The organism is Streptomyces sp. NPDC029296, from assembly GCF_055569255.1.
This window is the reverse complement of record NZ_JBVHXT010000004.1, coordinates 119884-132523: the sequence shown is the minus strand read 5'-3', so window position 1 is coordinate 132523 and position 12640 is coordinate 119884. Positions and strand designations below refer to the sequence as shown.

Here is a 12640-nt window from a genome sequence, read left to right as displayed (position 1 = left end):
TGTACTAGACTTGCGACCATGAAGTCACCTCGCCCCGGCGGCACGGAGAATATCTCCGTCTCGATGCCCTCGGAACTCCTCGGTGCTCTGCGCACCCGTACCGGTAAGCGCGGCGTGTCCGCGTACGTGACGGCGGCGGTCCGGCATCAGCTCGCCATGGACGGCCTCGCCGAGATCGTGGCCGCCTACGAAGCCGAGCACGAGCCGCTGGGCGAGGCCGAAGTCCAGGCCGCGCAGAGCGAACTGTTTGGTGACGCACCGGCGCCCTACGCGTCGAACGATAGCGCCGCATGAAGGAGCCCTCGGCCAGGTCCCTAGTGCTCGACTCCGAGGCGCTGTCGCTGTTGCTGCGCAACGATCGGCAGATGATCACCCGGATCGAGGCCGCTCGACGCGTAGGCGTGCCCGTCCTCGTGTCGGCCTTGACGGTGGTGGAGGCCGTATACACGAAGACGGATACCGCCCGGCTGCGCTGGCTGCTCTCCCGCCTTCAGGTCCAAGACGTCACCCAGGCGGACAGTCTCACCGCGGTGCAGCTGCTGAGCGACGCCGGCGGCCTACACGGCTACAAGTACGCCATCGACGCCCTCGTCGCCGCGATGGCGCTCCGCTCCCCGGCACCCGTCCTCGTGCTTACCTCGGACCGCGACGACTGGTCGAAACTGTGCGGCGACCGCGTACAGATTAAGGACATCTGACCTCGGCATCTACTCAGCTTGACTCCACCCGTTGATCGACTGCTGCTTTCCGGTCTGACTGCGAAGATGTGGTTTTGATGCAGCATTTTGGGCAGGTCACCGCGCCACAGCGCCCCTCGCCCCAACTTGTCGATGTCCCCGCCCTCGGTCATCAGGACATCCCCAGGCTGGAGCATGGAGCGGGCTGCGCGCTCAGAAGGAACGCGGACCGTCTTGATCTCACCGAGATCCACATATCCAACCTGAACATTCGCAACGCGCAGGTAGGGCCACTCTGGGTCAGCGGAGTCGCCCTCACCGCTCAATGTCACCCCCGTCTGGATCGTCGAGACGTGCTTCAGCCTGGTCATGGCGCCGCTCAGGTTGGCCAGGGTGCTCGCGATTGCAGCGGCACGCCGTTCGCGGAGCATCTCGACCAGGCGCTGCTGCTCCTCGATGAGCGTGTCGATGCGGGCCGTCTCACGGCCGAGATAGTCGGCGATGGCCCGCTGCTCTTGGGCTGGTGGCACGGGGACGGATAGCGCACTTATCTGGGCCGATCACTCTGCCAGAGACAGCAGCCACCGTCCCATGGTTCAGCCCTGCCCCCGACCTGTCTCTATACCTGTTGGCCTGGGTGGGTACCGGGTTTGGCAGCCGATGTTCCCCGCGGCGATCGAATCGTGGTCGCGGGGACTCACCAGAGCGGAACCCAGCACCGGCAGCTCATCCACATCCCAGCACCATCCCAGCACGGGGAAAACCAAGGGGCCCGACTCCAGAGAGTCGAACCCCTCCTGAACTGCATGTTTGCTAGATCAGCGATGTGGTGGCATTCAGTCCACTACACATTGAACCGGAACTCCACCACATCCCCGTCCTGCATCACATAGTCCTTGCCCTCCATGCGGGCCTTGCCCTTGGAGCGGGCCTCGGTGACCGAGCCGGCTTCGACGAGGTCGGCGAAGGAGATGACCTCGGCCTTGATGAAGCCCTTCTGGAAGTCGGTGTGGATGACGCCGGCCGCCTCGGGGGCCGTGGCGCCCTTCTTGATCGTCCAGGCGCGGGACTCCTTGGGGCCGGCCGTCAGGTACGTCTGCAGGCCGAGCGTGTCGAAGCCGACGCGGGCCAGAGTGGCGAGGCCGGGCTCGTCCTGGCCGACGGACTGGAGGAGTTCCAGGGCCTCCTCCTCGTCCAGCTCGGCGAGGTCCGCCTCCAGCTTGGCGTTGAGGAAGATCGCCTCGGCGGGGGCGACCAGGGCGCGCTGCTCGTTCTTGAATTCCTCCTCCGTCAGCTCGTCCTCGTCGACGTTGAAGACGTAGAGGAACGGCTTGGTGGTGAGCAGGTGCAGGTCGTGCAGCAGCTCGGCGCGCTCGCTGCCCTGGACGATGCCGTGGGCGAAGAGCGTCTCGCCCTTCTCCAGGATCTCCTTGGCCTCCTCGACGGCCTTGACCTTGGGCGCGACGTCCTTCTTGATCCGCGACTCCTTCTGGAGGCGCGGCAGGACCTTCTCGATGGTCTGGAGGTCGGCGAGGATCAGCTCGGTGTTGATCGTCTCGATGTCGTCCTTCGGCGAGACCTTGCCGTCGACGTGGACGACGTTCTCGTCCTTGAAGGCACGGATCACCTGGCAGATCGCGTCCGACTCGCGGATGTTCGCCAGGAACTTGTTGCCCAGGCCCTCGCCCTCGGAGGCACCGCGCACGATGCCGGCGATGTCCACGAAGTCCACCGTGGCCGGAAGGATGCGCTCCGACTTGAAGATCGAGGCGAGCTGCGCGAGGCGGGCGTCGGGCACGCCGACCACGCCGACGTTCGGCTCGATCGTGGCGAACGGGTAGTTGGCCGCCAGCACGTCGTTCTTGGTCAGGGCGTTGAACAGGGTCGACTTGCCGACGTTGGGCAGGCCGACGATTCCGATCGTGAGCGACACGTTGCGACTTCCCGTAGTTGAGTGGGCCAGGGGCTGCCAGGGGCCAGAGACCGACACTGGCCGATCCACCAGTTTACGGCGTCCCGGGCGTCCGCCTCGCGAGAGTGCCGGACGTCCGGCCAAGCTCCCGCACCCGGCGTGTCTGAGGGCTGATTCAGCACATAAACAGACCTAGGTTGGTCCCTGTGGAGCAACACAGGCAGCGACCCCCGAACGACGGACCGCGACGCGGCATGCCGCCACAGCGCCCCAGGGGCGCCCGGCAGCCCCCGCCGTCGCAGGACCCCAGGGCGTCGCACGACCCCAGGGCGTCGCAGGACCCCAGGGCGTCCCAGAGTCCCCGGGCGTCGCAAGGGCCCCGGGCCTCGGACGCTCCCCCGGCTTCGCCCGCCCCGATGCCCTCCCAGGGCCGGCGGCGCCCGGGGGGCGTCCGTGGGAGCGGTGGCGGCAGCGGGGGTGCGTCGGGTTCCCTGCGCTCCGGGCGGCGGACCCGGGTGGCGGCGCCGGGCGCGTCCGCGGGGCCCCGGCTGCCGAATCCCCGGCTCACCGGGCTCGGCAGCGGTCTGTTCTGCGCCGTCGCCATGTTCCTGCTCGGCTGCCTGGACCAGCTGCTGTTCGGCGCGTCCCCGACGGTCTACGGCGTGCTGTTCCTGCCGGTGTGCGCGCTGACCGCGCTGTGGGTGCGGGGCGGCGACGTGCTGAGCGCGCCCGTGGTCGTCCCGATCGCGTTCGCGGTGGGGCTGCTGCCCGTCGCGGAGGGCGGCGGGGGGCTGCTCGGCCGGATGATGGGTCTGGTCACCGGACTCGCCACCCAGGCCGGGTGGCTGTACGGGGGGACGCTGCTCGCCGCGGCCGTCGTGCTGGTCCGCCGGGTGCGGTGGGTACGGGGCCGACAGCACCACAACGGCTGACGGCACCCAACGCCCGCGCCGGCAGACACCGGCCGACGGCACCCGGCCCGGCACGCGGCACCCGGCACCCGGCACCCGGCACCCGGCACCCGGCACCCACACCGGCATACACCGGCTGCCAACCCCCGGCACCCACACCGGCCGGCGCCTCGCCCCGACAAGCACCGGTACGGGCACCACCCGGGCGCCCACGCCGACAGACGCCGGGCGCAGGCATCCCCGCAGGCGGGCCGACCGGGTAGCGCGACGCGGCAGGCCTCCTGACAGGGCGCGTCACTCGACCGGGCGGGGGTCCTGCTTCCCGGGCCGGCGGACCCGTCAGCCGCTGTGCGCTGGCCGGTGCGAGGGAGCCGCCACCCGCCATTCGCCGCCCGTCACACGCACACGCACACGTCCCCCGTCACCCGTCACCCGGACTGTGCCGCCCGCATCGCCGCCCCCACGATCCCCGCGTTGTTCTGCAGCTGCGCGGGGACGATCTCGGCCTTGACGTCCTCGATGAGGTGCAGGAACTTGTCGGCCTTGCGGCTGACCCCGCCGCCGATGATGAACAGCTCCGGCGAGAACAGCATCTCCACGTGCTGGAGATACCGCTGGACGCGGTGCGCCCAGCGCTCCCAGCTGAGGTCGCCGTCCTCCTTGGCCTTGCTGGAGGCGCGCTTCTCGGCCTCGTGGCCGTTCAGCTCCAGATGGCCGAGTTCCGTGTTCGGGAGCAGGACGCCGTCCACGAAGACGGCGCTGCCGATGCCCGTGCCGAAGGTGAGCAGGACGACCGTGCCCCGGCGTCCGCGGCCGGCGCCGAACTCCATCTCGGCGACGCCCGCCGCGTCCGCGTCGTTGACCACCGTCACCGGCAGTCCGCCGAGCCGCTCGGCGAACAACGCGCGCGCGTCCGTGTCGATCCAGCCCTTGTCCACGTTCGCGGCCGTACGGACCGTGGCGCCGCCGGTGACCACTCCGGGGAAGGTCAGGCCGACCGGCCCGGTCCAGCCGAAGTGGTCCACCACCTGCTTGACCCCGTCGGCGACCGCGTCGGGTGTCGCCGGGTGCGGGGTGAGCACCTTGTGGCGCTCCTGGGCCAGGTCGCCCCGGTCGAGATCCACAGGGGCGCCCTTGATCCCGGATCCGCCGATGTCCACGCCGAAGATCTGCATGGCTCCACGTTACGACGGACCACTGACGGTCACGCCGCGGGTGTGCCGCTTCCGCCGCGCTCGGCCACCAGCGCCGCCGCCTCCTCGCGCAGGTCGCGGCGGAGTTCCTTGGGCAGCGAGAAGGTGATGGTCTCCTCGGCCGCCCTGACGAGTTCCACGTCGCCGTAGCCGCGCTCGGCGAGCCAGGCGAGGACCTGCTCGACCAGCACGTCGGGCACGGAGGCGCCGGAGGTGACGCCGACGGTGGTCACGCCCTCCAGCCAGGACTCGTCGATCTCGTCGGCGAAGTCGACCAGGTGGGCGTCGCGGGCGCCGGCCAGCTTGGCGACCTCGACCAGCCGCTTGGAGTTGGAGGAGTTGCGCGAGCCGACGACGATGACCAGGTCGGCCTCGGCACCCATCTGCTTCACCGCGAGCTGGCGGTTCTGGGTGGCGTAGCAGATGTCGTCGCTGGGCGGGGAGACGAGGCCGGGGAACTTCGTCTTCAGGGCGTCGACGGTCTCCATGGTCTCGTCGACGGAGAGGGTGGTCTGGGAGAGCCAGACGACCTTCGACGGGTCGCGGACCTCGACCTTGTCGACGTCCTCGGGGCCGTCGACCAGCTGGATGTGGTCGGGGGCCTCGCCGGAGGTGCCGATGACCTCCTCGTGGCCCTCGTGCCCGATCAGGAGGATGTCGTAGTCCTCACCGGCGTACCGGACGGCCTCCTTGTGGACCTTGGTGACCAGGGGGCAGGTGGCGTCGATGGTGGCGAGCCGGCCCTGGCGGGCCTCCTCGTGGACCACGGGCGCGACGCCGTGCGCCGAGAACATGACGATGTTGCCGGGCGGCACTTCCTCCGTGCGCTCCACGAAGACGGCGCCCTTCTTCTCCAGGGTCTGCACCACGTACTTGTTGTGGACGATCTCGTGCCGGACGTAGATCGGAGCCCCGTACTGTTCCAGGGCTTTCTCGACGGCGATCACGGCGCGGTCCACACCGGCGCAGTAGCCCCGGGGGGCGGCGAGCAGGACACGGCGGCCAGACGAAGCGGTCATGCGACCCATCGTAAGGCCGCGTCCGAAAGCGCAGAGATCGCTTCCCCACACTCCGCGGGGAAGACTTGTGTGTATGTCCAACACCGGAACGACGTCCTCCGGGACCGACGCGGGCCCTCGTCTCCGGGGCGGTCTGGGCCTGCGGGACCTCGTGGTCTACGGGCTGCTGTTCATCGCCCCGATGGCGCCGGTCGGGGTGTTCGGGGCGCTGGACGCCAGGTCGCACGGCGCGGTGGCGCTGGTGTACGCGGTGGCGACGGCGGCCATGGGGTTCACCGCGTTCAGCTACGCGCAGATGGTGCGGGTCGTACCGCGGGCGGGGTCGGTGTTCGCCTACGCGCGTGCGGGGCTCGGCGAGGGCGCCGGGTTCGTCGCCGGCTGGATGGCGGCGCTGGACTACGTCCTGATCCCCGCGGTGGCCTATCTCTTCTCCGGGATCGCGATGAACGCGCTGGTTCCGGAGGTGTCCCGGTGGGTGTGGACGGCGCTGGCCGTGGTGCTCACCACCCTGCTGAACCTGTGGGGGGTACGGGCCGCCGCGCGCGTGGGCTTCGTCGTGCTGGCCCTGGAGGTCGCGGTGCTGCTGGTGTTCGCGGTCTCGGCGGTCGTGGTGCTGGCGCGGGACGGGGCGGAGCGGGGGCTGCTGACGCCGCTGACGGGGGACGGCACGCAGGGCGGGTTCGCGCCGGCCGCGGTGCTGGGCGCGGTGTCCGTGGCGGTCCTGTCGTACCTGGGTTTCGACGCGATCGCGACCTTCGCCGAGGAGGTCACCGGAGGGTCGGCGCGGGTGGCGCGGGCGCTGTTGTCCTGCCTGGCGCTGGCGGGGGTGCTGTTCGTGGCGCAGACGTATCTGGTGGCGCTGCTGGAGCCGGTGTCGTCGGCGCGGCTGGCGCGCGATCCGGCATCGCAGGGTTCGGCCTTCTACGACGCGGTGGACTCCGCGGCCGGTCCGTGGCTGCGGGATCTGGTGGCGGCGAGCAAGGCGGTCGGGGCGGCGTTCGCGGCGCTGGCGGGGCAGGCGGCGGCCGGGCGGCTGCTGTTCGCGATGGGCCGCGACGGGCGGCTGCCGCGCGGGCTGTCCCGGACGGACGGGGGCGTGCCGCGGGTCGCGCTGCTGTGCGCGGCGGTGGTCACGCTGGTCGCGGCGGGGTGGGCGGCGCGGCGGGACGACGGGCTGGACAGGCTGGTCTCGGTGGTCGACATCGGCGCGCTGTCGGCGTTCACGCTGCTGCACGCGAGCGTGGTCGGGTATTTCGTACGGCGCCGGGGGGAGCTGAGCCGGTGGCGGCACGTGCTGGTGCCGGTGGCGGGGGCGGGGATCACGGTGGCCGTCATCGTGGCGGCGTCCGGGGTGGCCCAGGTGGTGGGGGCGGTGTGGCTGGTGATCGGTCTGGGGGTGCTGGTGGGGCAGCGGGTGCGGGTTCCCCGGTGACCGGCCCGGGCGTCCCTGAGGGGCGCGGGTAACCGCGCCAGCGGCCACGAGGCTCCCGCACCCGGCGCGCCGCCTCCCACGGCGCCCAGCCGCACGCCCCGCGCCCCCGCGGCCGCGCCCGCCCCCACCCCCGGCCACGCGGAACCGCACGGCCATCCCCTGTCAGTACCGGCCGTTACCCTCGACCGCATGGCTGTGAACACGTCCCCGGAGTCCCCGCTGCCCGTAGGCGAGGTGTCGCGGCTGATCGGGGGCTGGATCGACCGGCTCGGCGCGGTGTGGGTGGAAGGGCAGATCACGCAGTTGTCGCGCCGCCCCGGCGCGGGGGTCGTGTTCCTCACGCTGCGCGACCCGTCGTACGACATCTCCGTCAGCGTGACCTGCTACCGCCAGGTCTTCGACACGGTGGCGGACGTCGTCGGCGAGGGCGCGCGGGTCGTCGTCCTGGCGAAGCCGGAGTGGTACGCGCCGCGCGGGCAGCTGTCCCTGCGCGCCGCCGAGATCAGGCCCGTCGGCGTCGGTGAGCTGCTGGCCCGGCTGGAGCAGCTGAAGAAGTCCCTGGCGGCGGAGGGGCTCTTCGCGCCGGAGCGCAAGAAGCCGCTGCCGTTCCTGCCGCAGCTGATCGGGCTGGTGTGCGGCCGGGCCTCCGCCGCGGAGCGGGACGTGCTGGAGAACGCCCGGCACCGCTGGCCCGCCGTCCGCTTCGAGGTGCGCAACGTCCCCGTGCAGGGCGTGCACGCCGTCCCGCGGGTCGTCCAGGCGGTCGAGGACCTGGACGCGATGGACGAGGTCGACGTGATCATCGTGGCGCGCGGCGGCGGCAGCGTGGAGGATCTGCTGCCCTTCTCCGACGAGCAGCTGGTGCGCGCGGTGGCCGGGTGCCGTACGCCCGTGGTGTCCGCGATCGGGCACGAGCCGGACAATCCGCTGCTGGACCACGTCGCCGACCTGCGGGCCTCCACGCCGACGGACGCGGCCAAGAAGGTCGTGCCCGACGTGGGCGAGGAGCTGGAGCGGGTGCGGATGCTGCGGGACCGGGCGCGGCGCTGCGCGTCCGCGTTCGTGGAGCGGGAGGAACGCGGTCTGGCACACGCGCTGGCCCGGCCGGTGATACAGGATCCGCACCGGATGCTGGACGAGCGCGCCGACCACGTGCTCGCCCTGCTGGAGCGCGGCCGGCGGACCCTCGGGCATCTGCTGGACCGCGCGGACTCGGAGCTGACACACACGCACGCGCGCGTGGTGGCCCTCTCCCCCGCGGCGACGCTGCGGCGCGGTTACGCGGTGCTGCAACGGGCGGACGGGCACGTGGTGCGCGATCCGGCCGAGGTGACGGCGGGCGAGGCACTGCGGGCCCGCGTCGCCGACGGTGAACTGACGGTGAAGGTGGACGGATGACGAGCAAGGTGGACGAGGCGCTCTCCTACGAGCAGGCCCGGGACGAGCTGATCGAGGTCGTACGGCGGCTGGAGGCGGGCGGCACCTCGCTGGAGGAGTCCCTGGCGCTGTGGGAGCGCGGCGAGGAGCTGGCCAAGGTGTGCCGGCGCTGGCTGGAGGGGGCGCGGGCCCGGCTGGACGCGGCGCTGGCCGAGGAGGAGGGCGCCGAGGGGGACGGCGAGTAGGCGCCACGGGCCACCCGGGCTGTGAGGCGGCTCACCGCACCTCCGTCTTAGTTGAACGTTGAACTTCACTGGCGTAGGGTCGTCCGCGTCAGCCGGTCCGGCCTCCCGTCGGACCGGACGCGCACCCCAGGAAGTACACGCATGTCTCTCGTTCTTGACCCCGCCGCCCAGGACCTGCTGTTCCGCGAGGCCCGTACCGCCAACACCTTCACCGACGAGCCGGTGACCGAGGAGCAGGTGCAGGCGATCTACGACCTGGTCAAGTACGGCCCCACCGCCTTCAACCAGAGCCCGCTGCGCATCACCCTGGTCCGCTCCGCCGAGGCCCGCGAGCGCCTGGTCGGGCTCATGGCCGAGGGCAACCAGGCCAAGACCGCCGCCGCCCCGCTGGTCGCGATCCTCTCCGCGGACAACGAGTTCCACGAGGAGCTGCCGGCCCTCTTCCCGCACTTCCCGCAGGCCAAGGACGTGTTCTTCGGCGAGCGTCCGGTCCGGGAGGGCGCCGCCGCGATGAACGCCACCCTCCAGGCCGCGTACTTCATCATCGGCGTCCGCGCCGCGGGCCTGGCCGCCGGCCCGATGACCGGCCTCGACTTCGAGGGCGTCCGCAAGGAGTTCCTGGACGACGACCACACCCCGCTGATGGTCGTCAACATCGGCAAGCCGGGCCCGGACGCCTGGTTCCCGCGCTCCCCGCGCCTGGCCTACGAGGACGTCGTCACCACCGTCTGACGGCCCCCGTACGCGTGAAGAGGCCCCCGGCATCGCCGGGGGCCTCTTCACGCGTACGGGAGCGGGTGCGCGCTCACTCCGTCTTCAGCGCCGCCGCCAGCGTCGTCAGGTCCTTCAGGGGGGCGGTGCCGGCCACCACCGTCGTGGCGCCGGGCGCGTCCTCGAGGACCAGGGCGTCGTACCGGCCGCCGGTGTAGCGGGTCCAGGTACGGCCGTCGATCCGCTCGGTGTGCCTGCCGGCCGAGCCGCCCTGGGTCGCGTCCTCGAGGAACTCGGCGCGCTTGTGCGTGGTCGACTGCTCGACCTGCGCGTACTGGCCGTCCGGGGTCTCGAAGCCGAGGTGCCAGCGGTCGCCGTCCGCGCCCTTGAAGCGTACGGAGGTGGCTTTCCAGGTACTCGGCAGGCCCTCGGGCGCGGCCACCGGGTAGCTCGCCGCCCGGCGGGCCGTGAGCAGTTCGACCTGGTAGTCGACCCGCTTGAGGTCGGGAGCGCGATCGTCGTGCGGGATGGTGAAGAAGTACACGACCAGCGACGCGACGACGATCAGGGCCAGGGAGAGCACCATGTCCCGGGCCGTCTTCTGCTTGCGGTTCGAACCTGCCACGTCCCCTATCGTCGCAGGTGTCCCGGGCGCTCATCCGTGGGGTCCCCTGCTCATTTTGTATGCCTAACGATAGAGTCGGGTCCAAGACCCTCATCCGGCCGTCGTCGTATCAGAAAGGTGCGCTCCGATGACCGAACACCATCACCTGCCGTCCGAGCTCGATGTTCCCTCGGAGGCCCCCGACCGCAACCTCGCCCTGGAACTCGTCCGGGTGACCGAGGCCGCCGCGATGGCCGCGGGCCGCTGGGTGGGGCGCGGCGACAAGAACGGCGCCGACGGTGCCGCGGTGCGCGCCATGCGGACCCTCGTCTCCACCGTGTCGATGAACGGCGTGGTCGTCATCGGCGAGGGCGAGAAGGACGAGGCCCCGATGCTCTTCAACGGGGAGCACGTGGGCGACGGCACCGGCCCCGAGGTGGACATCGCCGTCGACCCGATCGACGGCACCACGCTGACCGCCAAGGGCATGCCGAACGCGATCGCCGTCCTCGCCGCCGCCGAGCGCGGCGCCATGTTCGACCCGTCCGCGGTGTTCTACATGGACAAGCTGGTCACCGGTCCCGAGGCGGCGGACTTCGTCGACATCAACGCGCCCGTCGCCGTGAACATCCGCCGGATCGCCAAGGCCAAGCGGTCCACGCCGGAGGACGTCACCGTCGTCATCCTCGACCGGCCGCGCCACGAAGGGCTGATCCGGGAGGTCCGGGAGGCCGGCGCACGCATCAAGCTGATCTCGGACGGCGATGTCGCCGGCTCGGTGTACGCGCTGCGCGAGGGCACCGGTGTCGACCTGCTGCTCGGCATCGGCGGCACCCCCGAGGGCATCATCTCGGCCTGCGCCGTGAAGTGCCTGGGCGGGACCATCCAGGGCAAGCTGTGGCCGAAGGACGACGAGGAGCGGCAGCGGGCGATCGACGCCGGCCACGACCTGGACCGGGTGCTCACCACCGACGACCTGGTCTCCGGGGAGAACGTCTTCTTCGTCGCGACCGGGATCACCGACGGGGAGCTGCTGCGCGGGGTCCGGTACCGCTCGGAGACGGCGCTGACCGAGTCCATCGTGATGCGGTCGAAGTCGGGGACGGTCCGCCGGATCGACTCCGAGCACCGGCTGAGGAAGCTGCGGGCCTACAGCGCGATCGACTTCGACCGGGCGAAGTAGGACCCGGCGCCCGGGACGGCCCGGGAGAACCCGAGAGAAGGGGCACCCTCCGTGCGGAGGGTGCCCCTTTCCGCGGTGTCCGTCTCAGCCCGCCATGCGGTTCGCCGCCGCCCGCGCCGCCTTCTTCAGCTCCACTTCCCGGCGGCGGCGCCGGGCCAGCACCACCCGGCGCTCGGCCGCCGTCAGGCCGCCCCAGACGCCGTAGGGCTCGGGCTGGAGCAGGGCGTGCTCGCGGCACTCGACCATGACCGGGCAGCGGGCACAGACCCGCTTGGCCGCCTCCTCGCGGGAGAGCCGGGCGGCGGTGGGCTCCTTCGACGGGGCGAAGAACAGGCCGGCCTCGTCGCGCCGGCACACCGCCTCGGTGTGCCAGGGTGCGTCTTGGTCCCTGTCTCGCGCTGGCACCCGCTGGGCCGGAACGCCAGCTACCTGCAGGGACGAATGCGGCGGTTGCAGCACGGTCTACTCCTGACGACGGCTTCGCGAGCGAGAGACGATGCAGCAAGGCCTACCCGCTGTGCGTGCGCCTATGCACAGCGTTGGCACCGGCGAGCACGCGGCGGCTCGTTCATGCCCCCGGGCCGGCGCCGCCGGCGCACCGGAGCGTTCCGGTCACCGGCGGATTCACGACCGTCACCGGCCGAGGTGCCGGCGCAGTTTCCGGTCGACCTTGTCCTGGACGCGCTCCAGGATGTCCGAGACGGTCCGGCCGCGCCGGGGCCGCGCCTCCACGCTGCCGAGGACCGCCCAGCCGTCGACGTAGACCACCGGCGCGCCGGAGTCGACCGAGTCCAGCGGGCTCACCTCGAACTTGCCGAGCACCCCGCCCCCGGTGCCGCGCAGGGAGATGTTCTCCGGGACCCGGATCTGGACCTCGCCGAAGACCGCGACCGCCTTGACGACCACCTGCTGGTACTCGAAGATCGCCTCGCTGAGGTCGATCTCCACGCTGCCGAAGACCGCGTACGCGTGCAGCCGGCGCCCGGCGCGCCAGCGGCCCCGGCGCATCGCGCTGCTGAACACCGCCACCACGTTCGCGTCGGCCTCCGCGGGGATCGCGCCCGGCTCGGGGCGGGGCGGGACGGGGGTGTAGGCGGGGGCGGCCGGGCGTGCGTAGGCGGCGGGCAGGTCCCGGATGAAGGTTTCCAGCTCGCCCACCGTCTTGGCGTTCAGGACCCCGTCCACGCGCTCGGCGTGCTCGTCGGCGGTCAGCCGGCCCTCGGCCAGGGCCTCGCGGAGGATGTCGGCGACCCGGTCGCGGTCGGCGTCCGAGGCGCGCAGCTCGGTCGCGGGTGTGGGTGCGGTCTGCTGGTGAAGGTCCACGGCCGCAGCGTACCGAAACACGATAGATCGCGACAGTCCCGGCCGGGAGCGCC

Annotated in this window: 15 protein-coding genes; 9 read left to right on the top strand and 6 right to left on the bottom strand. The window is 71.7% G+C overall.

Annotation, left to right across the window (positions count from 1 at the left end; all coding sequences use genetic code 11):
* The first annotated feature begins 18 nt into the window (after positions 1-18).
* From ACZ4W9_RS05060 to ACZ4W9_RS05050, 3 genes are all read left to right on the top strand, one after another.
* Positions 19-294: a hypothetical protein gene (locus tag ACZ4W9_RS05060; protein WP_467933264.1), complete on the top strand. Its 276-nt coding sequence runs from the start codon at positions 19-21 to the stop codon at positions 292-294.
* Complete coding sequence (locus tag ACZ4W9_RS05055; protein WP_467933263.1) at positions 291-698, top strand: PIN domain-containing protein; 408 nt, start codon at positions 291-293, stop codon at positions 696-698. The genes ACZ4W9_RS05060 and ACZ4W9_RS05055 overlap by 4 nt, the downstream gene beginning before the upstream one ends.
* A gap of 74 nt (positions 699-772) precedes the next feature.
* The gene (locus ACZ4W9_RS05050; RefSeq protein WP_467933262.1) at positions 773-1219 is read left to right on the top strand and encodes a hypothetical protein; all 447 of its coding nucleotides are present in this window, start codon (positions 773-775) and stop codon (positions 1217-1219) included.
* Positions 1220-1521: 302 nt separating this feature from the next.
* Here ACZ4W9_RS05050 and ychF read toward each other — a convergent pair whose 3' ends face one another.
* Positions 1522-2610, bottom strand: coding sequence for a redox-regulated ATPase YchF (gene ychF / locus ACZ4W9_RS05045; protein WP_467933260.1), 1089 nt, complete (start codon positions 2608-2610; stop codon positions 1522-1524).
* Positions 2611-3104: 494 nt separating this feature from the next.
* Between ychF and ACZ4W9_RS05040 the strand changes: the two genes are divergently transcribed.
* On the top strand, positions 3105-3521 hold the full coding sequence (locus ACZ4W9_RS05040; protein ID WP_467933259.1) for a DUF6542 domain-containing protein: 417 nt from the start codon (positions 3105-3107) through the stop codon (positions 3519-3521).
* Positions 3522-3928: 407 nt separating this feature from the next.
* Here ACZ4W9_RS05040 and ppgK read toward each other — a convergent pair whose 3' ends face one another.
* Positions 3929-4675, bottom strand: coding sequence for a polyphosphate--glucose phosphotransferase (ppgK, locus tag ACZ4W9_RS05035; RefSeq protein WP_467933258.1), 747 nt, complete (start codon positions 4673-4675; stop codon positions 3929-3931).
* Positions 4676-4704: 29 nt separating this feature from the next.
* On the bottom strand, positions 4705-5721 hold the full coding sequence (locus tag ACZ4W9_RS05030) for a 4-hydroxy-3-methylbut-2-enyl diphosphate reductase (protein ID WP_467933256.1): 1017 nt from the start codon (positions 5719-5721) through the stop codon (positions 4705-4707).
* A gap of 64 nt (positions 5722-5785) precedes the next feature.
* Here ACZ4W9_RS05030 and ACZ4W9_RS05025 point away from each other — a divergent pair, with 64 nt between their 5' ends.
* The 4 genes from ACZ4W9_RS05025 to ACZ4W9_RS05010 all read left to right on the top strand — a co-directional run bounded on the left by ACZ4W9_RS05025 (position 5786) and on the right by ACZ4W9_RS05010 (position 9498).
* Positions 5786-7144 carry an APC family permease gene (locus ACZ4W9_RS05025; protein WP_467933255.1) on the top strand — a complete coding sequence of 453 codons (1359 nt, stop codon included), beginning with the start codon at positions 5786-5788 and terminating at the stop codon, positions 7142-7144.
* A gap of 189 nt (positions 7145-7333) precedes the next feature.
* Entirely contained in the window at positions 7334-8542 is a 1209-nt protein-coding gene (gene xseA / locus ACZ4W9_RS05020; RefSeq protein WP_467933254.1) for an exodeoxyribonuclease VII large subunit, read from the top strand.
* Positions 8539-8766, top strand: a complete 228-nt coding sequence (locus tag ACZ4W9_RS05015; RefSeq protein WP_467933252.1) for an exodeoxyribonuclease VII small subunit — start codon at positions 8539-8541, stop codon at positions 8764-8766. Before xseA ends, ACZ4W9_RS05015 begins: the two co-directional genes overlap by 4 nt.
* 141 nt (positions 8767-8907) lie before the next feature.
* Positions 8908-9498 (top strand): malonic semialdehyde reductase, encoded by a 591-nt coding sequence (locus ACZ4W9_RS05010; RefSeq protein ID WP_318201644.1) that lies wholly within the window; start codon positions 8908-8910, stop codon positions 9496-9498.
* A 73-nt stretch (positions 9499-9571) separates the two neighbouring features.
* Here ACZ4W9_RS05010 and ACZ4W9_RS05005 read toward each other — a convergent pair whose 3' ends face one another.
* The gene (locus ACZ4W9_RS05005; protein WP_467933251.1) at positions 9572-10102 is read right to left on the bottom strand and encodes a DUF4245 domain-containing protein; all 531 of its coding nucleotides are present in this window, start codon (positions 10100-10102) and stop codon (positions 9572-9574) included.
* Between the two features lie 127 nt (positions 10103-10229).
* On the opposite strand from ACZ4W9_RS05005, the gene glpX reads away from it, so the two are divergent.
* On the top strand, positions 10230-11264 hold the full coding sequence (glpX, locus tag ACZ4W9_RS05000; RefSeq protein ID WP_467933250.1) for a class II fructose-bisphosphatase: 1035 nt from the start codon (positions 10230-10232) through the stop codon (positions 11262-11264).
* Positions 11265-11348: 84 nt separating this feature from the next.
* Here the strand turns inward: glpX and ACZ4W9_RS04995 are convergent, their stop codons facing one another.
* Positions 11349-11723 carry a WhiB family transcriptional regulator gene (locus tag ACZ4W9_RS04995; protein ID WP_189751127.1) on the bottom strand — a complete coding sequence of 125 codons (375 nt, stop codon included), beginning with the start codon at positions 11721-11723 and terminating at the stop codon, positions 11349-11351.
* Between the two features lie 174 nt (positions 11724-11897).
* On the bottom strand, positions 11898-12587 hold the full coding sequence (locus tag ACZ4W9_RS04990) for a DUF1707 SHOCT-like domain-containing protein (protein ID WP_467933248.1): 690 nt from the start codon (positions 12585-12587) through the stop codon (positions 11898-11900).
* Positions 12588-12640 lie beyond the last annotated feature (53 nt).

Bases quoted from the DNA above. Each gene is read 5' to 3' on its own strand.
- xseA (WP_467933254.1), top strand. From the start codon at position 7,334: ATGGCTGTGAACACGTCCCCGGAGTCCCCGCTGCCCGTAGGCGAGGTG.
- ACZ4W9_RS05055 (WP_467933263.1), top strand. From the start codon at position 291: ATGAAGGAGCCCTCGGCCAGGTCCCTAGTGCTCGACTCCGAGGCGCTG.
- glpX (WP_467933250.1), top strand. From the start codon at position 10,230: ATGACCGAACACCATCACCTGCCGTCCGAGCTCGATGTTCCCTCGGAG.
- ACZ4W9_RS05060 (WP_467933264.1), top strand. From the start codon at position 19: ATGAAGTCACCTCGCCCCGGCGGCACGGAGAATATCTCCGTCTCGATG.
- ACZ4W9_RS05010 (WP_318201644.1), top strand. From the start codon at position 8,908: ATGTCTCTCGTTCTTGACCCCGCCGCCCAGGACCTGCTGTTCCGCGAG.
- ACZ4W9_RS05030 (WP_467933256.1), bottom strand. From the start codon at position 5,721: ATGGGTCGCATGACCGCTTCGTCTGGCCGCCGTGTCCTGCTCGCCGCC.
- ACZ4W9_RS05025 (WP_467933255.1), top strand. From the start codon at position 5,786: ATGTCCAACACCGGAACGACGTCCTCCGGGACCGACGCGGGCCCTCGT.
- ppgK (WP_467933258.1), bottom strand. From the start codon at position 4,675: ATGCAGATCTTCGGCGTGGACATCGGCGGATCCGGGATCAAGGGCGCC.
- ACZ4W9_RS05015 (WP_467933252.1), top strand. From the start codon at position 8,539: ATGACGAGCAAGGTGGACGAGGCGCTCTCCTACGAGCAGGCCCGGGAC.